This is a genomic window from Bradyrhizobium sp. TM239 (assembly GCF_036247985.1).
Taxonomy (GTDB): Bacteria; Pseudomonadota; Alphaproteobacteria; order Rhizobiales; family Xanthobacteraceae; genus Bradyrhizobium; species Bradyrhizobium ottawaense.
Genome location: NZ_BTIR01000018.1, coordinates 128,883 through 148,905 on the forward strand (window position 1 = coordinate 128,883; position 20,023 = coordinate 148,905).

Sequence of the window (20,023 nt, forward strand, 5' to 3'; positions counted from 1 at the left end):
CGGCCGGCGCGACGTCCGGTTTCCTTATGACATTCCTATACGGCGGCCCCGGCACTCATCTCGCAATCCTACGCCGCGATCATCATCCTACGAGACGGATTGGGACGGCTCTCGCCGCACCACAGACAAGGACTTCCGAAAATGTCGATGCTGACACACGGCCTTGAACGGCCTCTCGCCTGGGCGGAGCGCCCGGCGCGGATATCGGCAGCGCGCAAGGCCCGGCTCAAGCGCCTCGCGCTCGGCGCGCTGACCCTGCTCTCGATGGGCAGCGTGCTCACCGCGCTCATTGCGCTGCGGACGGCAATCTATGTCTGGCATCTCCACGCCTGACCCGGGTGCGGCAGACATCATGCCCCTGCAGACGAGGTAACGACATGATCGAGCTCAAGATCGTCATCCTGGTCGCATTGATGGGCGCATTGCTGCTGGGCATGCGCATCACCGCGCGCCCGGCCTCGGACGGCTAGCATGCAGCCCTTCAAGGGACATCTCGAGCAGGCGGTCACAATGACCATCCTGACCATGACGCTGAGCCTGATCTGGGGCGCCATCCTGACGCTGGTGATCACGCTTGTCGCACGCGGGCTCGGCGTCTAGCTCCTCCGCTCCAACCGCGAACTGACCATGGCTGCCTATGCCGCGAGCAGCCGGGCCCGCAGCGCGGTGGCGATGCCCGGTTGACGCCGCCCGTCCGGCGGAAAAGCCCCGGCCGATCTGGCGCAATTCTAGGGAAACGTGTAGAGCGGTTTCATGAGCACTGGCAATGTCAACGTCGTCGCCCACCCCCTGGTCCAGCACAAGCTCTCGCTGATGCGGGAGAAGGACCGCTCGACCAAGAGCTTTCGCGAGATCCTGAACGAGATCGGGATGCTGCTCGGCTACGAGGTGACGCGCGACCTGCCGCTGGAGCTGGTCGAGATCGAGACGCCGATCGCGCCGATGCGGGCGCCCAAGATCGCCGGCAAGAAGCTTACGCTGGCGCCGATCCTGCGCGCCGGCGTCGGCTTCCTCGACGGCATGCTGGCGTTGATGCCCTCGGCGCGCATCGCCCATATCGGGCTCTACCGCGACCCCGAGACCTTGCAGGCCGTGGAATATTACTTCAAGGCGCCGCAGGACCTTTCCGACCGCACCGTGATCCTGATGGACCCGATGCTGGCGACCGGCAACTCGGCCTGCGCCGGCGCCTCCCTGCTCAAGGCCCGTGGCGCGCGCGACATCCGCTTCGTCTGCCTTCTGGCCGCGCCCGAGGGCATCGCCCAGTTCCAGAGCGAACATCCTGATGTGCCGATTTGGACCGCCGCGATCGACGAGCGGCTCAACGACCACGGCTACATCGTCCCGGGCCTGGGCGATGCCGGCGACCGGATGTTCGGCACCAAGTAGACAGGTTTGCGCGATCGGGTTACTCCCCTTGCCATGAGTGCCAACGCGTTTTCGCTGCAATCGCTGATCCGGACCGAGGCCGCCGCCGATACCGCCTTCGTATGCGACGGCATGCAGATCTCGCGCGCTGAGTTCTCGGAAAGGATCGAGCAGACCGCAGCCTGGCTTGCGGCGCAAGGCATCGGCAAGGGCGACGTGATCGCTGTCTGGCTGGTCAACCGGATCGAATGGGTCACGCTGCTGTTCGCCGCCGCCCGCCTTGGCGCGATCGTCGCGGCCGTCAATACGCGCTACCGCAGCGCGGAAGTCGCGCATCTGCTTCGTTTGTCCGGCGCCAGGCTGATGGTGGTCGAGGCCGCATTCCGCGCGATCGATTTTGCCGCGATCCTCGCCGACATCGCCAAGGACGAGATTCCCGCGCTGCAACGGCTCGCGGTGATCGGCGCGGATGCGATCCCGGCGCATTGGCCCTGCGTGCGCTTCGATGCGTTCGACAGGTCTTATCCGCCGGCGCCAGCTCAAGATGACGTCGATCTTCCGGTGCTGCTCTACACGACATCGGGCACCACCAAGGGGCCGAAGCTCGTCGCGCATTCGCAGCGGACGCTGGCGGGCCACGCCTTCTCCGTCGCCAAGGCGCTTCGGCTTGATCCGCAGCGTCACGCGCTGCTGGCGATGCTGCCGTTCTGCGGCACCTTCGGCATGACGAGCCTGCTCGGCTTCGTCGCGGCGGGCGCGACCGTCCACGTGCTCGACGCCTTCGAGGCGGTGCCGGCGGGGAACATCCTCAGCACGCAGGGGATCACGCACGCCTTCGGCTCCGACGAGATGTTCCGGCGCATTCTCGCCCTCAGCGATGCACCACGCCCATTCCCGCATCTCGAAGTCTGCGGCTTTGCCGCATTCCAGCCCGGCTGGCGCGAACTTGCCGCGGAGGCCGAGGCGCGCGGCCTGCCGCTGTTCGGCCTCTACGGATCGAGCGAGGTGCAGGCCTTGTTCTCGATCGCCCGCGCAAGCGACGCCTTCGCCGATCGCATCGAGGGCGGCGGCTGGCCGATGTCACCTGACGCAAAGGTGCGCGTGCGCGACGCCGAAACCGGCGAGCTTGCGGCTAGCGGCATTTCCGGCGAGATCGAGATCAGTGCGCCGTCACGCTTCCTCGGCTATTTCAACAACCCGGATGCGACGCGCGATGCGATCACCGCGGACGGGTTCTTCCGCACCGGCGACATCGGCCGGCTGCGCGGCGACGGCTCCTTCGTCTACGAGACCCGCGCGGGCGATGCGATGCGGCTCGGCGGCTTCCTCGTCGCGCCCGGCGAGATCGAGGACGAGCTCAAATCGTGCCCGGGCGTTGCCGACGCCCAGGTGGTTGCCGTCGATCTCAAGGGCCAGGCGCGCTGCGTCGCATTCGTGATCCCTGCAAGGGAGCCGCCAATGCAGGAGACGCTGATCGCGCGCCTGCGCGAGCGGCTCGCCGGCTACAAGGTGCCGGCGCGAATCTATCTCGTAGACGCCTTCCCCGTCACCGACAGCGCCAACGGGGTCAAGATCCAGCGCGCCCGGCTACGCGCCATGGCGATGGAGCGGATCGCCGCCGAATAGGCGGGCCTATTTGGTTTGCGCCACAAGGCTCGTTCAGTACGACTTCGCGAGCCCCAGCACCTTCTCCGCGATGAAGCTGAGCGCGAGCTGCGGGCTGACCGGCGCGATGCGCGGGATCAGGACCTCGCGCAAATAGCGCTCGACGTGGAATTCCTTGGCGTAGCCGAAGCCGCCATGGGTCATCACCGCCTGCTCGCAGGCCGAGAAGCCGGCTTCGCCCGCCAGATACTTTGCGGCATTGGCCGCAGCGCCGCACGGCATGCCCTTGTCGTATTGCCAGGCCGCCGACATCACCATCAGCCACGCCGCCTCGAGCTCGACCCAGTTCACCGCGAGCGGATGCTGGATGCCCTGATTCTTGCCGATCGGCCGGTTGAACACCACGCGCGTCTTGGCATATTCCGTGGCGCGCGCCAGCGCCAGCTTGCCAAGGCCGACCGCCTCCGCCGCGATCAGGATACGCTCGGGGTTCATGCCTTCGAGAATGTACTGAAAACCCTTGCCCTCTTCGCCGATGCGGTCCTCCATCGGAATCTCGAAATCCTCGAAGAACAGCTCGTTGGAATCGACGATCTTGCGGCCCATCTTCTCGATCTCGTGGACCTTGATCCTGGTGCGGTCGAAATCGGTGTAGAACAGGCTGAGGCCATGGGTCGGCGAGCGCACCTCTTCCAGCGGCGTGGTGCGGGCCAGTAGCAGGATCTTGTGCGCGACCTGCGCGGTCGAGATCCACACCTTCTGGCCGTTGACGATGTAACGGTCGTTCTTGGCGACCGCGCGGGTCTTGAGCTGCGTGGTGTTGAGGCCGGTGTTGGGCTCGGTGACGGCGAAGCAGGCCTTCTCACGGCCCTCCACCATCGGCGGCAGCATGCGCTTGCGCTGCTCTTCGGTGCCGAACACGACCACCGGATTGAGGCCGAACACGTTGATGTGGACCGCGGAAGCACCGGACATGCCGGCGCCGGATTCGGCGATGGTGCGCATCATGATTGCAGCTTCGGTGATGCCGAGCCCCGAGCCGCCATATTCCTCCGGCACGCAGATGCCGAGCCAGCCGGCGTCCGCAAGTGCCTTGTGAAAATCGTGCGGGAAGCCGCCGTCATGGTCCTTCTTCAGCCAGTAGGCATCCGGAAAGCCTTCGCAGATCTTGGCGATGGCGTCGCGAATGGCTTCCTGCTGATCGGTGAGCGCGAAATCCATGGTCTTGATCTCCTTGTCGGGAGCCGCGACCGCGCCATCTCCCTTCTCTTCGCGTTCCCCGCTCAAAGGCCGTGGCCGCTTGCTGCGCGCCCTCACGTACCCTTGCCTGGGTTCTTAGCTCGAAAAACCGCGTACAGATACGTGAATTTGTCTATCAACTGTGTCTACCATGCATAGGGTCATGCGACGTAAAGCTATGAGCGCGCCGTTATTTCGCAGGGAGGAAACCGCGATGGCCGGACTTTATTTCGAAGACTTTTCCGTAGGCCAGGAGTTCAGGCATCCGCTGACCCGGACCGTCACGGAGATGGACAACACCATGTTCAGCCTGCTGACGCTCAATCCTCAGCCGCTGCACATCGATGCGCATTTCGCCGAAAAGACCGAATTCGGCCAGCGCATTTTCAACAGCCTTTACACCCTCGGCATCATGATCGGCATGACGGTCTATGATACGACCATGGGGACCACCGTTGCCAATCTCGGCATGACCGACGTCACGTTTCCAAAACCGGTCTTCCATGGCGACACGTTGCGGGCGACGACAAAGGTGCTCTCGGTGCGGGAATCCAAATCACGGCCCAAGGCCGGCATCGTCGAGTTCGAGCACCATGCCTTGAACCAGAACGACGAGATCGTCGGGAAATGCCGCCGCATGGCGATGATGCACAAGAGGCCGGTCTGATGCGTTCGATGCTATTCGTGCCGGGCGATTCCCCGCGCAAATTCGAGAAGGCGAGCGAAGGCAAGGCCGACGCGCTGATCATCGACCTCGAGGACTCCGTCGTCACCGAGAAGAAGGCGGAGGCGCGCGGATTGACGCTGGCGATGCTGAAGAGCCGCCCCGGCCCGCACCAGCTCTACGTCCGCGTCAACGCGCTCGACACCGGCATGACGCTGGCCGATCTCGCTGCGGTGTTGCCCGGCAGGCCCGACGGCATCGTGCTGCCGAAATCGCAAGGCGGTGACGACGTAAGGCAGGTCGCAACCTGGCTCGAAGCCTTGGAAGCAGCGGCCGGCATCGTGATCGGCAACACCCGCATCGTCTGCGTGGCGACGGAAACCGCGGGTTCGATCTTCGGGCTCGGCAGCTACAAGGGCTGCTCCCCTCGCCTCGCCGGCCTGATGTGGGGCGCCGAAGATCTTTCGGCCTCGCTCGGCGCCACCGAAAAGGCGTCCGGCGGCGTGTTCCACAGCCCCTATCGCCTCGCGCGCGATCTCTGCCTGATGGCAGCGGCCGCGGCCGAGGTTGCTCCGATCGACACCGTCTATACCGACATCGACAATCTCGCCGGCCTCGAGCAGGAGACCCGCGCCGCGCGGCGCGACGGCTTTTCGGCCAAGGCGCTGATCCATCCCAAGCATGTCGATGTCGTCAACGCGGCGTTCGCGCCGACCGAGGCCGAACGCGCCTGGGCGGAGAAGGTGATCGCGGCGTTTGCCAGCAATCCCAATTCCGGCACGCTGCGGCTCGACGGCCAGATGATCGACAAGCCGCATCTTCGCGCCGCGAAGAAGATCCTCGGCCAGCCCTAGAGTGGAATGTCTTTAGGTTGAATCGATTGCCGCGGGTCGTTCGCCCCTCCCGCTTGCGGGAGAGGGACTGCACCTCCGTCGTGGTAGCGATCGGCCCTTATCCCGTCATGCGACGGCCTCAGTCGAATCCCTGAACGGGCGGCGTCGAGCTCTGCGCCGGCGCGGCGGGCGCAGCTTGAACCGGCGGAGCCGGATTGCCGGCAGCTCTCATCTGGCCGTTGGCATTCATGGCCTGGCGCGTGCGCGATGGGCCGCTGGTCGCCGCCGCGCGTCGCGGCTGGCGGTGTCCTGCCGACCGCGAACCTCTCACGCCCCAGGACCGGGCGATCGAAGGTCCGGCGGTGTAACCGATCAAGGCGCCTGCAACCGCACCGACTGGCCCCAGCACCACCGCCCCCGAGACGGCACCGAGTGCAGCATCCCCGGCGCGCTCCTGCGCAACTGCGCTCACGGGCACACAGGCCAGCATTGCGACAGCAGTGATCAAAGCCTTGGTCATCGGAGCGCCTCCCTCACGGGAAATCACTCGTGCTCAAATATGGCCTCATGAGGTTCGCTTGCCGGCCAACAAAAGGCAATCGACCGGCGGAACCAGCCCGTCGAGCGACGATGGCGACCTGTGTCCCGCCGCGCGGGAAGAAGCGACAGCAGCTACACGATCTTGATCGACATATCAGGCAGGCCCTCGAGCTTGCACAGCAGCACGTCGCCCTTCACGACGGGACCGACATTCTCCGGCGTGCCGGAATAGATGATGTCGCCGGCCTTCAGCTCGAACGCTTCCGACAGCTTTGCGATCTGCTCCGCCACGCTCCAGATCATCTTGCTGAGATCCGAGCTCTGCTTCACCGTGCCGTTGATCGCCAGCGAAATGGCGCCCTTCTCGAAATGGCCGGTCTTGCTCGCGGGGTGAATCGGACCGAGCACCGCGGCGTGGTCGAAACTCTTGCCGATCTCCCAGGGCTTCTTCTCCGCGGCCATGCCGTTCTGGAGGTCCCGCCGGGTCATGTCGAGGCCGAGCGCGTAGCCATAGACGTGGTCGAGCGCTTTATCGGCCGGGATATTGGTGCCGCCCGATTTCAGCGCTGCTACCAGCTCGACCTCGTGATGATAGTTCTTGGTCAGTGACGGATAGGGATGATCGGCGACCTCGCCGACCGCCACGTTCTGGATCGCGTCGGTCGGCTTCTGGAAGAAGAACGGCGGCTCGCGGTTCGGATCCGATCCGCGCTCGATCGCATGCGCCGCGTAATTGCGCCCGATGCAATAGATGCGGCGAACCTGAAACACCTGGCTCTCGCCGACGATCGGAATCGTCACCATCGGCACCGGAAAGATCGGCTTCGGTCCAGCCTGCGCTGCGGCCGGCGCGACCTCGGCCATGGAAACCGCGGTGGCAGCCGCTGCGGTTGCGAGCAGATCGCGTCGCGTGGGTGAGGTCCGTTTCATCTCAGGGCTCCCTTCCTTGTCATTGGGCCGCGTCAAGCGCAACCGGTCCGGCTGATAGTCGATCTTCAGCGTGCCAGCAACAGGAACGGCCGAGTTGCGAGCTTCGAACATCTTGACACCCGTTTCGCATTGAATATTTTTCTCGCCGAGAAAGTACTTTCTCACCTTCGAAAATCAAAGGATTCAACGCGACCGTCTGGAGAGACGACGATGCTCGATGAGAATTTGGCCCGCATCCGCGCACACCGCAACAATATTCACCGCTATCGACGGCTACTGAAAACAAAGCTGTCGCAGCTGGAACGCCATTTCATCGAGAGGCGCCTGGCAGAGGAGACGTCGGCGCTTGATGCGCTGACCGCGGCGACCTTCCCTGTCGGCTTCCACCCCTCCGGGATGCCGGCCGAAGCAACGGGGATGGCGCGATGAACCGTCAGCAGGAGGCGCTCATTCGCGGCAGCGAGAAGGTGATCGGCCACTACGAGCTTCTTCTTGCAAGTGCGAAGACCGAGCATGAGCGCGAGCTTTATCGGCAACGCATCGAGCGCGAGCGTCGGCTGATCCGTGACCTGCAAGGCGAGCCGGATTACCGCGCCGCCTGAGCCGGGATCACACGTCATCACGATCGCCGGGACGGACCCGCCGCTCCTCGGGGCGGAACGTCCCCGCGATCAGGTCCTGCGGGTAGCAACAGCCGCCAGGCAAAGCGTGCCCGAGCCCAATGTCGGCACGGCTCTCGCGACAATTGTCGCGAGCGCGTTGCCGCGGATGTCATCTGTTGAAGAGCCATATCGTCAGTGGGCAGCTCCGCCACCATTTCTGTCTTGCAGCACCAGGAGGGGAACGGTCCATGCCGCCGCGATCTGGCTGAGCAACACGAGCGCCAGAACCGTTTGCGTAAGCAGCATCACGCGCCTCGTTGCTCTGCGGCGGCCCAGGGCCGCCGCAGCCGCATCGCGAGACCGCCCCCGCGTGGCGGATCGTCGTTGTCATTGTCGCCGTCGAGCCGGCGCAGCGCAGCCAGGATATCGGCGAGCCGGATCCTCTGGCTGATGCCGGGAATCTCGCGCAATGCAGGGCAAGACTCGACTGCATACATGTCGGATGCCCAGGACGACAGGATGATCCGCTTCTCCGGCGTGGAGAGTCCTTCCGCATTCAGGACATCGGCAGGCGAGTCGTAATGGGCAGCAGGATGAAACATCGGGTCGAGCGTGCCAAAATCGGTATTCACGTTGGTCATCGGTGGCCTCCCCTCATGCTCCTTTCCAAGGGATGGGTATGTTGATGATCAAGCGGCGGCGCACGGCGCCGCCGCTTCTGGCGAAAGCGTCTAGGCCGCTTTCTTTTGCTCGATCTGCGAAGCCGCAGGCGCGGCGCCCGCGATCGAAATCCGGCGCGGCTTCGCGGCTTCCGGAACCTCGCGGACGAGATCGATGAGCAAGAGCCCGTCCTGGAAGGCGGCCTGCTTCACCTGGACATAGTCGGCGAGGTTGAACACGCGCCGGAACGGCCGCGCGGCGATGCCCTGGTACAGGTATTCCCGCGCGGCGGTCTCGGGCTTCCTGCCCTCGATCGTGAGCGCGTTCTGTTCAGCCGTCACCGTGATGTCGCTGGCGCCGAAGCCCGCCACCGCAAGGCTGATCCGGTAATGGTCCTCGCCCGAGCGTTCGATGTTGTAGGGGGGATAGTTGTCCTCGGTCGCCTGGCGCAGCGTGCTGTCGACGAGATCGGCCAGGTGATCGAAGCCGATGGTGGAGCGCCACAGGGGCGCGAAGTCGAAACTGGTCCTCATAACCAAGTCCTCCTGAGAGCAAGATGGATACGAAGGAACGCAGGACACGGTATCAGACAGGATCCGAAGACCGGCCCGGCGCCCGCGCCGGACCCGATCTGGCGTCCGGCACACCGCTCTCGCGGCGAAAAACGACTTAGAAATTCAGGAATAGCTTTCAAGGGGGCCGGTCAGAAAAAATTTTCGGGCCGCCACCCGCCCCCAGGTGCGGGCGCCGGGCGTCAGGATCTCAGCGCGTCCCGCGCCGTCTCCGGCGCCATCAGCGTCGAAGCGATCGTGATGATCGAGAGTGCGATGATGTAGACGGACACGGCCCAGTACGAGCCGGCCCACCCCAGCAGCGCAGCTGCAATCAACGGCGAGAAGCCGCCGCTCAGCGCCGCCGCGACATTGGCCCCAAGCGAGGCTCCGCTGTAGCGCACCTGGGTGCGGAACAGCTCCGGCATGAACGCCGCCTTCGGCCCGAACAGCAGCGCATGCGTCAGCGTCATCGTGACGACGAGCGCCAGCGTGATCAGCGCCGGCTCCCTGCTGTCGAGGAACCAGAACAGCGGAAACGCCAGCGCCACCGAGAACACGCCGCCGGCGAGATACAGCGCCTTGCGGCCAAAGATGTCGGACAGCCAGCCGGCGAGCGGCAGCGTCGCGAACTCGACGAGGGCGGCATAGACCACGGCATCCAGGATCACTTGGCGCGGCAGCCCGAGCTTCGTCGTCGCGTAGACCACGGTAAAGACGGTGAGGAGGTAAGCGAGCCCGACCTCCGACACCGTGATGCCGATCGCAAGCAGGAAGCTGCGCCAGTCGCGGCGGAGCACTTCCAGCACCGGCTGCGCCAGCACCTCCTTGCGCTCGACGACCTCCTTGAAGTGCGGCGTCTCCGCAAGCTTGAGCCGCACGATGAAGCCGACGCCGACGAGCAGGATGCTGATCAGGAACGGCACGCGCCAGCCCCAGCTCAGGAAATCGGCTTCGGGCAGCTTGGTCATCAGGCCGAAAATGCCGGTCGATGCGGCAACGCCCACGGGAAAGCCGATCTGCACCAGGCTGCCGTAGAAGCCGCGGCGATTGCCGGCGTGCTCGATCACCATGACGACGGCGCCGCTCCATTCGCCCCCTAAGCCGATGCCCTGGACGAAGCGCAGCACGATGAGCAGGATCGGCGCCCACACGCCGATCTGGCTGTAAGTCGGCAGGCAGCCGATCAGAAAGGTGCCGAGCCCCATCGCGATCATGGTCGCGACCAGCATCGTCTTGCGGCCGAGCCGGTCGCCGTAGTGCCCGATGATGGCGCCGCCGATCGGCCGCGCCACGAAACCGACCGCGTAGGTCGAGAACGCCGCCAGCGTGCCGACGAAGGGATCGAAGCTCGGGAAGAACAGCTTGTTGAAGACCAGCGCCGCCGCCGTGCCGTAGATCAGGAAGTCGTACCACTCGATGGCGGTGCCGAGCGCGCTCGCCCACACCACATGCGCCGTCGTCAATTTCTCCGCCGAAGCGGAGACTCCCGTTGCTGCCGTCATGCCCCGCCCCAGAGATTCCGGAGAGCATCATGGCCAATCGCGATGGCGGTTGCAACCTGCGGAGGCATTTGATCGCTCTCGTGCCCCGGACGCTGCGCAGCACCGGAAGCGCGTCTACGCGCGTCTTCGACGCGCTATCGTGATGCGCTGCAGAGCCGGGGCCCACGCTTCCCGGAGCACTCCCGTGCGGCATGGGTCCGGCTCTGCGCAGCACCGCAAGAGCGCTGCAGCGCGTCCGGGACACGAGAGTGTTGGGCGCGGCTGCTCCCACACCCGTCAGTGCGAGGAGCACTTGCGACGAAGCAATCCAGAATGTCTCCGCGGAGAGATTCTGGATTGCTTCGCTGCGCTCGCAGTGACGATGCCGAGACAGAGGCGCGTCTTCCGCCCCAAAGGAACCCGCCCGCACCTCCATTCGTTATTGACAAACTCATTTGCTTATATCTAATTTACCGCCACAATAACCGGCCCGCCAAGCGGCCCATAAAAAAGAGGGAACGACGATGAGAAGCTTTCTGGCCTGCACCATGCTCGCGGCCATGACTTCGGCAGCCACGACCACAGCGGCCACTGCACAAGTCTCCGACGACGCGGTGCGGATCGGCGTGCTGACGGATCTGTCGAGCTGGGGTCGCGACAACTCAGGGCCGGGCTCGGTCGAGGCCGCGAAAATGGCGGTGGAGGAATTCGGCCCGACCGTGCTCGGCAAGCCGATCGAGATCATCAGCGCCGACCACCAGATGAAGACCGACGTCGGCGTGCAGATCGTGCGCGGCTGGTTCGACAACGGCAAGGTCGACGCCGTCGTCGACATCCCCAATTCCGGCATCGCGATCGCCGTCCACAACATGGTGCGCGAGCGGGGCAAGGTCGCGCTGCTCTCCGGTCCCGGTGCGAGTTCGCTGACCGACGAGCTGTGCAGCCCGAACACCGTGCACTTCACCTACGACACCTACGCGCTGTCGAAGGTCACCGCCTCCGCCGTGATCAAGGAGGGCGGAAAGTCCTGGTACTTCATCACCGCCGACTACGCCTTCGGCCAGCAGCTCGAGAAGGACGCCACGCGCTTCGTCAACGAGATGGGCGGAAAGGTCCTGGGCGGGGTGAAGCATCCGACCAACACGGCGGACTTCTCCTCCTTCGCGCTCCAGGCGCAAAGCTCGAAATCCGACGTCGTCGCCTTCGCCAATGCCGGCCAGGACACCGACAACGCGATCAAGCAGTCCGGCGAGTTCGGCCTCGTCCAGGGCGGCCAGAAGCTGGTCGGCCTCCTGATGTTCGACACCGACGTGCACGCGATCGGCCTCAAGGCCGCGCAGGGCACCTACATGACCACGGCCTCGTACTGGGCCATGGACGAGGCGACGCGCGCCTGGTCCAAGAAGTTCTACGAGCGCACCAAGGTGATGCCGACCATGATCCAGACCGGCGTCTACGGCTCGGTGCTGCATTATCTGAAGGCCATCAAGGCGGCCGGCACCGACGATTCCGCCAAGGTGATGGCCAGGATGCGCGAGCTGCCGATCGAGGATACATTCGTCCATGGCGGCAAGTTGCGCGAGGACGGCCGCGTCATCCGCGACATGTATCTCGCCAAGGTGAAGACGCCCGAACAGTCGAAAGAGCCGTGGGATTATCTGGACATCGTCAAGACCGTGAAGGGCGAAGACGCCTTCCGCCCGGTCTCCGAATCCAAATGTCCGCTCCTGAAGAAGTGAGGCTGAGATGACCGGCAGCGAGCATAGCGCAATTGAGACTTACGAGTGCGATGTGCTCGTGGCCGGATCAGGCTGCTCCGGCATGTCGGCCGCGATCACAGCGCGCCATCGCGGCCTGAATGTCCTCATCGTCGAGAAGGAGCCGCGCTTCGGCGGCACCACCGCCCGCTCCGGCGGCTGGCTCTGGATTCCCGGCACGTCGCTGGCAAATGCCTACGGCATCGCCGAGACGCCGGAGCAGGCCCGCACCTATTTGCGACACGAGGCCGGAAACAATTACGATGGCGCTCGCGTCGACGCCTTCCTGAGCGCCGGTCCCGAGGCCGTCGATTTCTTCACCACCAAGACCGCGCTCCGCTTCGACATGCCGCTGGTGTTTCCCGACTATCACGCCGAGGCACCCGGCGGCGCGGAAGGCGGCCGCTCCATGGTGACGCGTCCGTTCGACGGCCGCGAGCTCGGCGACCTCATCAAGACACTCGGCATGCCGCTGCCGGAGCTCACCGTGTTCGGCATGATGCTCGGCTCAGGCAAGGAGATCATCCATTTTATGCGGGTGACGAAATCGCTGACCTCGGCGGTTTACGTCGCAAAACGCCTGTCGCGCCACCTGATGGACGTGCTGCGCTACGGCCGCGGCATGACGCTGACAAATGGCAATGCGCTGGCGGGGCGGCTGGCAAAATCCGCACAGGATCTGAAGATTCCGATGTGGCTGTCCGCGCCCGTGCGCGAGCTGACGGTCGAGAACGGCGCGGTCACCGGCGCCATCGTTTCGCGTGAGGGACGCAACGTGCGCGTTCGTGCAAGGCAAGGCGTGGTGCTGGCCTGCGGCGGTTTTCCACATGATGTCGAGCGGCGCAGAAAAATGTTTCCGCACGCGCCGACCGGCAACGAGCATTTCTCGCCGGGCCCCACCGGCAACACCGGCGATGGACTGCGTCTCGCAGAATCCGCCGGCGGGCATATCGAGGATCGCCTGCCGAACGCGGCGGCCTGGGTGCCGGTGTCGCTGACCACGCGCAAGGACGGCTCGAAGGGCGTGATGCCGCATTTCATCGACCGCGCCAAACCCGGCGTGATCGCGGTGATGCGCGACGGCCGGCGTTTTGCCAACGAAGGCAATTCCTATCACGATTTCGTCCAGGCCATGGTCAAGGCGGCCAAGCCCGGCGAGGAGATCGCGGCCTATCTCGTCTGCGATCACAAGACGCTGCGCAAATACGGCCTCGGCTGCGTGCCGCCCTTCCCGATGCCGCTGGGTCATCACCTCGATACCGGCTATCTCATGCGTGGCGACACGCTGGAGGCGCTTGCGGCGAAGACCGGCATCGACGCGACGGCATTCGCCGAGACCGTCAGGCAATTCAATGCGACGGCGCCGCAAGGCTATGACGCCGCCTTCGGCAAGGGCTCGAAGGCGTATAACCGCTACCAGGGCGATGCGATGCACGGCCCGAACCCCTGCGTCGCGCCGATCGAGACCGGGCCATTCTATGCCATCAAGATGGTGATCGGCGATCTCGGCACCTATGCCGGCATCGTCACCGACGCGAACGCCCGCGCGCTCGACGCCGAGGGCCGCGTCATCCCCGGCCTCTATGCCGCCGGCAACGACATGGCGAGCATCATGGGCGGCAACTATCCCGGCGCCGGCATCACGCTTGGGCCGGCGCTGACCTTCGGCTACATTGCCGGACGTCATCTCGCCGACAGCGCCGCCAAGCGCGACGCGGCGTAAGCCAAGCGCATCGGAGGCGCATGAAGAGAGAAAGCCGCGGTATCCAGTCGATCGAGGTCGGCGGAGAATTGCTCCGTGCGCTCGCAAGGTGCGGCGAGCCGATGATGCTGCGCGATCTCGCGCGCGAGGCCGGCATGTCGCCGGCCAAGGCGCATCCTTATCTCGCCAGCTTCTCCCGTATCGGGCTGATCGAGCAGGACGAGACCACCGGCCGCTATGAGATCGGCGCGCTGGCGCTGGAGCTCGGCCTCATCAGCCTGCGCCGGCTCTCCGGCGTGCACATCGCAAGGCCCAAGATCGCCGCGCTCGCGAGCCAGATCGGCCACGCGGTCTCGCTCGCGGTCTGGGGCACGCATGGCCCGACCGTGGTCCAGCTCGAGGAGCCGGCCCAGCCGGTCCACATCGTGATGCGCGTGGGCTCGGTGATGGCCCTGCTGGAGACGGCCACAGGCCGCGCGTTTGCGGCGTTCCTGCCGGAGAAGATCATCACCGCCGCGCTGGAGAGCGGGCTCGATCGTCACGGCGTCGGCTACAATCCGAAGCGCACCGTGAAGGGCCCGAAGGTCGCCGAGATGCTCACCGAGGTCCGCAAGCACGGCCTCGCCCGCGCGCTCGGCGATCCCCTGCCCGGCGTCAACGCGTTCTCGGCGCCGGTGTTCGATCATTCCGGCCATGTCGCGCTGGTCATCACCGCGATGGGGCCGGAAGGCACGTTCGATGCACGCTGGGACAGCCCGATCGCGCACGCGCTGCGGGATTGCGCCGGCGGTATCTCGAAGCGGCTGGGCTACGGGATGACGGTTGCGGCGGAGTGAGAGTCCTACTTCTCCTTCACCGGCACCGTGTAATTCAAAATCAGCCGGCCGCCATCTGGATAGATGGTCTGCCCGGTGATGTAGGACGCATCGTCGCTGGCGAGAAACGCCACGACCGACGCGACCTCGCTCGGCTCGCCGCCGCGGCCGGCTGGCGTGCGGGACATCACGGTCTTGCGGGCGTCCTCCGAGGTGTAGATGGACGATGCCACCATGTCGGTCAAAATCGTGCCCGGCCCGACCGCGACGACGCGGATGTTGTGCGGGGCGAGCGCGACGGCGGCGACCGAGGTCAGCTGCTTCATGCCACCCTTGGACATCGCGTAGGTTGCCAGCGCCGGGATCGCCAACAGCGCGTTCACCGAGGACATGTTGATGATGACCCCGCCGCCGCCTTGCGCGATCATCTGCTTGGCGGCGGCCTGCACGCCGAAGAACGCGCCCTTCAAATTGATGCCGATGATCTCGTCGAATTCCTCCTCGGAGATCTCCAGGATGTCCCGGTTGCGGGCGACGCCCGCATTGTTGACCATGATGTCGAGCCGGCCGAATTCCTTCACGGCGGTGGCGACGAGCTGATCCACATCCGCGCGCTTGGCGACATTGCCGACGACGGTGCGCAAGGCATCGGGACGCGCGAGCTCGGCGGCCGTTGCGGCGAGGCTATCGGCATCGACGTCCGAGATCACGACCTTGACACCGTCGTCCAAAAATCTCTTCGCGCAGGCCTTGCCGATGCCGCGCGCCGCGCCGGTGATGGCGGCGACCTTATCCTTGAGCTTCATGTGAGCGCCTCCTGAAAGCCGAACGCCGTGTCAGGCGTCAGTTCGCCGCCGACCGCGTCGTCGCCGGCATGTAAATCTGCGCGTAGCCTTCCTTGATCGCGGCGGTGATGCGGTCGAGGCGGCGGTCGATGTGCCTCTCCAGCACTGAAACGCAAGTCCCCTCGTCGCGCGCCTTGAGGCCTTCGACCACGGCGCGATGCTCGCCTTGCGTGCTGGAGCGGTTGACGCGGTCCATGTCGATCCAGCGCACGAAGCGGATGCGGGCGTTGACGTTGCGCAGCACGCGCAGCATCTCGGCATTATCAGACATCGCCATCAGCCGCTCGTGAAAGGTCTCGTCGAGCTCGACCTGCTCCAGCGAGGAGCGCTCGCCGGGATCAGGGCCGGTGGCTTCGAGGAACTTCAGCAGCGCGTCGATATCTTCATCCCTGGCGCGCTTGATGGCGAGGCGAATCGAGGCGACCTCGATCGACTTGCGCAGCTCGTAGAGATCGAAGATCTCGCGCGCGTCGAGCTCGCGGCAGAAGAAACCCTTGCCCGGTGCGAAGCGCAGGAAACCCTCGGTGTTGAGACGGTTGAGCGCCTCGCGCAGCGGCGTACGGCTGACGCCGAGGCGTTTGGCCAGCTCGCCTTCGTTGAGCCGTTCGCCCGGCTTGAACGCGTAGCTCACGGCCATCGCCTTGAGCTGGTCATAGACACGATCGACGACGCTGTCGGAAGCCAGTTCCACGTTGCTCTTCATCAGCTGCATTGATGCCCGGACACAGCTCAATATACCGGGGCTGCGTGGACGAAGGCAACGACCTCAGAGGAAACGTTCGGGCGCGAACGGCGCCAGCGGAATTTCAGGCTGCTTGCCGCTGAGGAGCTGGGCGACGAGCCGGCCGGTACGGGCCGAGCCGACCAGGCCGACATGGCCGTGGCCGAAGGCATAGACGATGTCGCGCGAGGCGCGCGCATGGCCGATGCAGGGACGCCCGTCGGGCATGCTCGGCCGATGGCCGAACCAGGTCTTGATGCGCGAGGCCGGAATGTCCTTCGGCAGTTTTGGAAACATGCTGACAAGGTGGTCGCGCAAAATCTCGGCGCGCCTCCAGTTCGGCGCGGCTTCAAGGCCGGCGATCTCGACGGTGCCGGCGGCGCGCAGGCCCTTGTTAGTCCAGTTCACCACCATCTTGGCGTCCGACGCCATCATCGAGCTGCGCGGACCTGATTCCGGGTTCTCTATCATGACGTGGTAGCCGCGCTCCGTCTCGAGCGGCAAGGGATCGCCGACCGATGCGGTGAGCTGCTTCGATCGCGCGCCGGCGGCGATCACCGCGGCATCACAGGCGATCTCGCCGGTCTCGGTGAGAACGGCCACGAGCTTGTCGCCATTCAACCTCAAGCCGGTGGCCTTGGCCCGCACATGCTCGGCGCCACTCGCGATCGCATGATTGGCGAGGGCTGCAACATAAGCGCCGGGATCGCGGCAGCGGCCGGCCTCCTCCACCACCACGCCAAAGGTGTAGCGCGGATGCAGATCGGGCTCGCGCTGGCGCATCTCGTCGGCATTGAGCTCCAGCCATTCGACGCCGACCTTCTTGCGCAGGCGCCAGCCGAGATCATTGTCGAAATTGCCGCGCGACGGAAACACGTGCATCACGCCATTGCGCTCGACCAGCTCAGGCACGCCCGCCTCCTCCGCGAGCTTCCGGTGCAGCAGCGGCGCGTCCTTCAACAGGTCGCGGAGCGCAAACGCCGTTGTCTCGACCCGCGCCTCGGTCCAGCCCGAGAGCAGATATTTGATCAGCCAGGGCAGCGCCTTCGGCAAATAGGACCAGCGGATCGCGAGCGGCCCGAGCGGGTCCATCAGATAACCCGGCACCTTCTTCCAGATGCCTGGCTCGGCCGGTGGGATCACCGAATGCGAGGAGAGCCAGCCGGCATTGCCGTAGCTCGCCGCCTGTTCGCCGCCGGGCTCGCCCGGATCGATCAGCGTGACGCGATGGCCCTCGCGCAGCGCTTCGATGGCGCTGATCACGCCGACCGCGCCGGCCCCGATGATGGCGACGTGGCGGCGCCCAGACATCGCTTACGCCTTCACCGCGGGCGCAAAGTCCTTGCCGACCGAAATCGCCCTGGAATCGATGATGCAGTGGAGGATCGACGGCTTGCCGGAGGCGAGCGCGCGCTCGAACGCCGGCGCGAATTCTTCGGTGCGCTCGACGCGCTCGCCATGGCCGCCGAACGCTTTTGCGTACATCGCAAAGTCAGGGTTCTTGAGCTGGGTGCCGACGACGCGGCCGGGATAGTCGCGCTCCTGGTGCATGCGGATGGTGCCGTATTGCGAATTGTCGACCACGATCACGACCAGCGGCGCGTCATACTGCACGGCGGTCGCGAATTCCTGGCCGTTCATCAGGAAGCAGCCGTCGCCGGCAAAGGCGACGACGGTGCGATCCGGATATTGCCGCTTGGCCAGAACCGCCGCCGGCACGCCGTAGCCCATCGAGCCCGAGGTCGGCGCCAGCTGCGAGGCAAAGCTGTGGAAACGGTGATGGCGATGGATCCAGCCGGCATAATTGCCGGCGCCGTTGCAGACGATGGCGTCCTTCGGCAGGCGGTCGCGCAGCCAGGTCATGACCTGGCCGTACTGGAACGTGCCCGGCAGCTCGCGCGCCTTCTCGGTCCAGGCGAGATAATCGGCGTGCGCCTTGGCCGCTTCGCCCTTCCAGGCCACCGCGCCTGAAGGCTTCAGCGTCTCGACGGCGGCGGCAAACGCAGCGGGCGTCGCCTGGATCGCGAGCGCCGGCTGATAGACGCGGCCAAGCTCTTCGGAGCCCGGATGCACGTGGATCAGCTTCTGCTGCGGGTTCGGAATGTCGAGCAGCGTGTAGGACGAGGACGGCATCTCCGACATGCGGCCGCCGACGAGAAGAAGGACATCGGCGTTATCGATGCGCGCCTTCAGCCCCGGGCTCGGCCCGATGCCGAGATCGCCGGCATAATGCGAATGGTCGGCGTCGATCAGCGAGGCCCGGCGGAACGAGGTTGCGACCGGCAGGTCGAAGCGCTCGGCAAACCGCGCGATGCTCTTGGTCGCCTCATCCGTCCAGCGCGAGCCGCCGAGGATGACCAGCGGCGCCTTGGCGCCGGTGAGCATGGCGCCGAGCTTTTCAATGTCGGCCGGCGCGGGCCAGCTCACGGCAGGCTCGATGCGCATGGCATCCGCAACGGCGGCGGTCTCGGTCAGCATGTTCTCCGGCAGCGAGATCACGACGGGACCGGGACGGCCCTGCATGGCGACGCGGAAGGCGCGCGCCACCAGCTCCGGAATGCGATCGGGACGATCGATCTCGACCGCCCATTTCGCCATGGTGCCGAACACCGCCTTGTAATCGAGCTCCTGGAACGCCTCGCGCTCGCGCATGCCGGTGTCGACCTGGCCGACGAACAGGATCATCGGCGTCGAATCCTGCATCGCGATGTGGACGCCGTGGCTGGCATTGGTCGCGCCGGGGCCGCGGGTGACGAAGCAGATGCCGGGCCGGCCCGTGAGCTTGCCGTAGGCCTCCGCCATCATCGCCGCGCCGCCCTCGGCGCGGCAGATCATGACGTCGATCGGGCTGTCATGCAGCGCATCGAGCGCGGCCAGATAGCTCTCGCCCGGCACGCAGGTGACGCGCTCGACGCCTTGGGCGACGAGCTGATCGATCAGGATCTGGCCCCCGGTGCGGCTGTTGCGGATGGTCATGACGGCTCCCTCGGGGATCTGGCGATGCGCATAAGCGCCTTGCGAAAATTTGGTTCGGAGGTGGCGTAGGACAGGCCGACAGGACGCGCAAGATCGAAAGGGCTTTACGTACCCTGCGCAGGCGTCATGCCCGCCTTTGCCGTTTGCACGACCGCCCGTTTGTCGGGCTTGATGGACGGATAGCCGTCGACATAACGCCACCCGCCTGTCCCGGACGCGCCGCAACGCGCATAGCGCGTCGAAGACGCGCGTGAACGCGCTTATGGCGTTGCTGCGCAGAGCCGGGACCCAGAGCCGGCACAGCACGCCGAGAGATGGGCCCCGGCTCTGCAGCGCACCACCCCGGACGATGCTGCACATCGTCCGGGCCGCTGCACTGCGTCCGGGGCACGAGAGCTGCGAGTGCCGTGGGATGGGCAAAGGCGCACCGCGCCGTGCCCACCCAATTCAATCGCGACACGAGATGCGTGGGCACGCTTGCGCTTTGCCCACTCTACGATGCTGGTTTGTGACGCGCGGACATGCGTTCACATCCTCGCGGCGCTTCCGCCCGAGTTCTGCTCTCTTCTTCGCGCCCTCAATAGAAAGGGCGCAGGGAAGGCCGGGTGCCGGCTGGCACCCGCAAGACCCCCGTGCGAAGACATTGCACACGCAATGCACGAGGGAGACACAGGGCAGCCGATCATCCGGCCTTCCCTGCGCGACGTTTGACGGCGTATGGCGCGCTCTCC

General features: G+C 65.5%; 21 protein-coding genes. 11 read left to right on the top strand and 10 right to left on the bottom strand.

Translation table 11 applies throughout. The features are described from left to right. Nucleotides 1-141: 141 nt before the first annotated feature. The 4 genes from AABA84_RS27320 (at nucleotide 142) to AABA84_RS27335 (ending at nucleotide 2,994) form a co-directional block, all read left to right on the top strand. Nucleotides 142-333, top strand: a complete 192-nt coding sequence (locus AABA84_RS27320; RefSeq protein WP_212248252.1) for a hypothetical protein — start codon at nucleotides 142-144, stop codon at nucleotides 331-333. Nucleotides 334-471: 138 nt separating this feature from the next. After that, nucleotides 472-600, top strand: coding sequence for a hypothetical protein (locus AABA84_RS27325; protein WP_283814243.1), 129 nt, complete (start codon nucleotides 472-474; stop codon nucleotides 598-600). 153 nt (nucleotides 601-753) lie between these two features. After that, nucleotides 754-1,389 (top strand): uracil phosphoribosyltransferase, encoded by a 636-nt coding sequence (gene upp / locus AABA84_RS27330; RefSeq protein WP_212248253.1) that lies wholly within the window; start codon nucleotides 754-756, stop codon nucleotides 1,387-1,389. Nucleotides 1,390-1,422: 33 nt separating this feature from the next. After that, on the top strand, nucleotides 1,423-2,994 hold the full coding sequence (locus AABA84_RS27335; protein ID WP_338313715.1) for an AMP-binding protein: 1,572 nt from the start codon (nucleotides 1,423-1,425) through the stop codon (nucleotides 2,992-2,994). A gap of 33 nt (nucleotides 2,995-3,027) precedes the next feature. Here AABA84_RS27335 and AABA84_RS27340 read toward each other — a convergent pair whose 3' ends face one another. Next, on the bottom strand, nucleotides 3,028-4,194 hold the full coding sequence (locus tag AABA84_RS27340) for an acyl-CoA dehydrogenase family protein (protein ID WP_338306128.1): 1,167 nt from the start codon (nucleotides 4,192-4,194) through the stop codon (nucleotides 3,028-3,030). A 181-nt stretch (nucleotides 4,195-4,375) separates the two neighbouring features. On the opposite strand from AABA84_RS27340, the gene AABA84_RS27345 reads away from it, so the two are divergent. Further along, nucleotides 4,376-4,879, top strand: coding sequence for a MaoC family dehydratase (locus AABA84_RS27345; protein WP_338313716.1), 504 nt, complete (start codon nucleotides 4,376-4,378; stop codon nucleotides 4,877-4,879). Next, entirely contained in the window at nucleotides 4,879-5,730 is an 852-nt protein-coding gene (locus AABA84_RS27350) for an HpcH/HpaI aldolase/citrate lyase family protein (protein ID WP_338313717.1), read from the top strand. The genes AABA84_RS27345 and AABA84_RS27350 overlap by 1 nt, the downstream gene beginning before the upstream one ends. A gap of 118 nt (nucleotides 5,731-5,848) precedes the next feature. Here AABA84_RS27350 and AABA84_RS27355 read toward each other — a convergent pair whose 3' ends face one another. Together AABA84_RS27355 and AABA84_RS27360 are read right to left on the bottom strand one after the other, a co-directional pair. Next, entirely contained in the window at nucleotides 5,849-6,229 is a 381-nt protein-coding gene (locus AABA84_RS27355) for a hypothetical protein (protein WP_246550234.1), read from the bottom strand. Between the two features lie 152 nt (nucleotides 6,230-6,381). Next, nucleotides 6,382-7,179, bottom strand: coding sequence for a fumarylacetoacetate hydrolase family protein (locus AABA84_RS27360; RefSeq protein WP_338313718.1), 798 nt, complete (start codon nucleotides 7,177-7,179; stop codon nucleotides 6,382-6,384). Nucleotides 7,180-7,389: 210 nt separating this feature from the next. Between AABA84_RS27360 and AABA84_RS27365 the strand changes: the two genes are divergently transcribed. Beyond that, complete coding sequence (locus tag AABA84_RS27365; protein WP_338313719.1) at nucleotides 7,390-7,608, top strand: hypothetical protein; 219 nt, start codon at nucleotides 7,390-7,392, stop codon at nucleotides 7,606-7,608. Then, nucleotides 7,605-7,781 carry a hypothetical protein gene (locus AABA84_RS27370; RefSeq protein WP_212248259.1) on the top strand — a complete coding sequence of 59 codons (177 nt, stop codon included), beginning with the start codon at nucleotides 7,605-7,607 and terminating at the stop codon, nucleotides 7,779-7,781. The genes AABA84_RS27365 and AABA84_RS27370 overlap by 4 nt, the downstream gene beginning before the upstream one ends. A 305-nt stretch (nucleotides 7,782-8,086) precedes the next feature. Here the strand turns inward: AABA84_RS27370 and AABA84_RS27375 are convergent, their stop codons facing one another. From AABA84_RS27375 to AABA84_RS27385, 3 genes are all read right to left on the bottom strand, one after another. Beyond that, nucleotides 8,087-8,422, bottom strand: a complete 336-nt coding sequence (locus AABA84_RS27375) for a hypothetical protein (protein WP_212248260.1) — start codon at nucleotides 8,420-8,422, stop codon at nucleotides 8,087-8,089. A 90-nt stretch (nucleotides 8,423-8,512) separates the two neighbouring features. Continuing rightward, entirely contained in the window at nucleotides 8,513-8,974 is a 462-nt protein-coding gene (locus AABA84_RS27380; protein ID WP_338313720.1) for an Hsp20 family protein, read from the bottom strand. A gap of 221 nt (nucleotides 8,975-9,195) precedes the next feature. After that, nucleotides 9,196-10,497 (bottom strand): MFS transporter, encoded by a 1,302-nt coding sequence (locus AABA84_RS27385; RefSeq protein ID WP_338313721.1) that lies wholly within the window; start codon nucleotides 10,495-10,497, stop codon nucleotides 9,196-9,198. 503 nt (nucleotides 10,498-11,000) lie between these two features. Between AABA84_RS27385 and AABA84_RS27390 the strand changes: the two genes are divergently transcribed. The 3 genes from AABA84_RS27390 to AABA84_RS27400 are packed head-to-tail and all read left to right on the top strand — an operon-like array spanning nucleotide 11,001 to nucleotide 14,771. Then, entirely contained in the window at nucleotides 11,001-12,215 is a 1,215-nt protein-coding gene (locus AABA84_RS27390) for an ABC transporter substrate-binding protein (protein ID WP_338313722.1), read from the top strand. A gap of 7 nt (nucleotides 12,216-12,222) precedes the next feature. Further along, the gene (locus AABA84_RS27395; RefSeq protein WP_338313723.1) at nucleotides 12,223-13,956 is read left to right on the top strand and encodes an FAD-dependent oxidoreductase; all 1,734 of its coding nucleotides are present in this window, start codon (nucleotides 12,223-12,225) and stop codon (nucleotides 13,954-13,956) included. Nucleotides 13,957-13,976: 20 nt separating this feature from the next. Continuing rightward, complete coding sequence (locus AABA84_RS27400) at nucleotides 13,977-14,771, top strand: IclR family transcriptional regulator (RefSeq protein WP_338313724.1); 795 nt, start codon at nucleotides 13,977-13,979, stop codon at nucleotides 14,769-14,771. A gap of 5 nt (nucleotides 14,772-14,776) precedes the next feature. Here the strand turns inward: AABA84_RS27400 and AABA84_RS27405 are convergent, their stop codons facing one another. The 4 genes from AABA84_RS27405 to AABA84_RS27420 form a co-directional block, all read right to left on the bottom strand. Beyond that, nucleotides 14,777-15,556 (bottom strand): SDR family NAD(P)-dependent oxidoreductase, encoded by a 780-nt coding sequence (locus AABA84_RS27405; RefSeq protein WP_338313725.1) that lies wholly within the window; start codon nucleotides 15,554-15,556, stop codon nucleotides 14,777-14,779. 37 nt (nucleotides 15,557-15,593) lie between these two features. Beyond that, on the bottom strand, nucleotides 15,594-16,286 hold the full coding sequence (locus tag AABA84_RS27410) for a GntR family transcriptional regulator (RefSeq protein WP_338313726.1): 693 nt from the start codon (nucleotides 16,284-16,286) through the stop codon (nucleotides 15,594-15,596). Between the two features lie 75 nt (nucleotides 16,287-16,361). After that, nucleotides 16,362-17,627: an NAD(P)/FAD-dependent oxidoreductase gene (locus tag AABA84_RS27415; RefSeq protein ID WP_338313727.1), complete on the bottom strand. Its 1,266-nt coding sequence runs from the start codon at nucleotides 17,625-17,627 to the stop codon at nucleotides 16,362-16,364. 3 nt (nucleotides 17,628-17,630) lie between these two features. Then, nucleotides 17,631-19,292 (bottom strand): thiamine pyrophosphate-binding protein, encoded by a 1,662-nt coding sequence (locus AABA84_RS27420; protein ID WP_212248269.1) that lies wholly within the window; start codon nucleotides 19,290-19,292, stop codon nucleotides 17,631-17,633. Nucleotides 19,293-20,023: the final 731 nt, after the last annotated feature.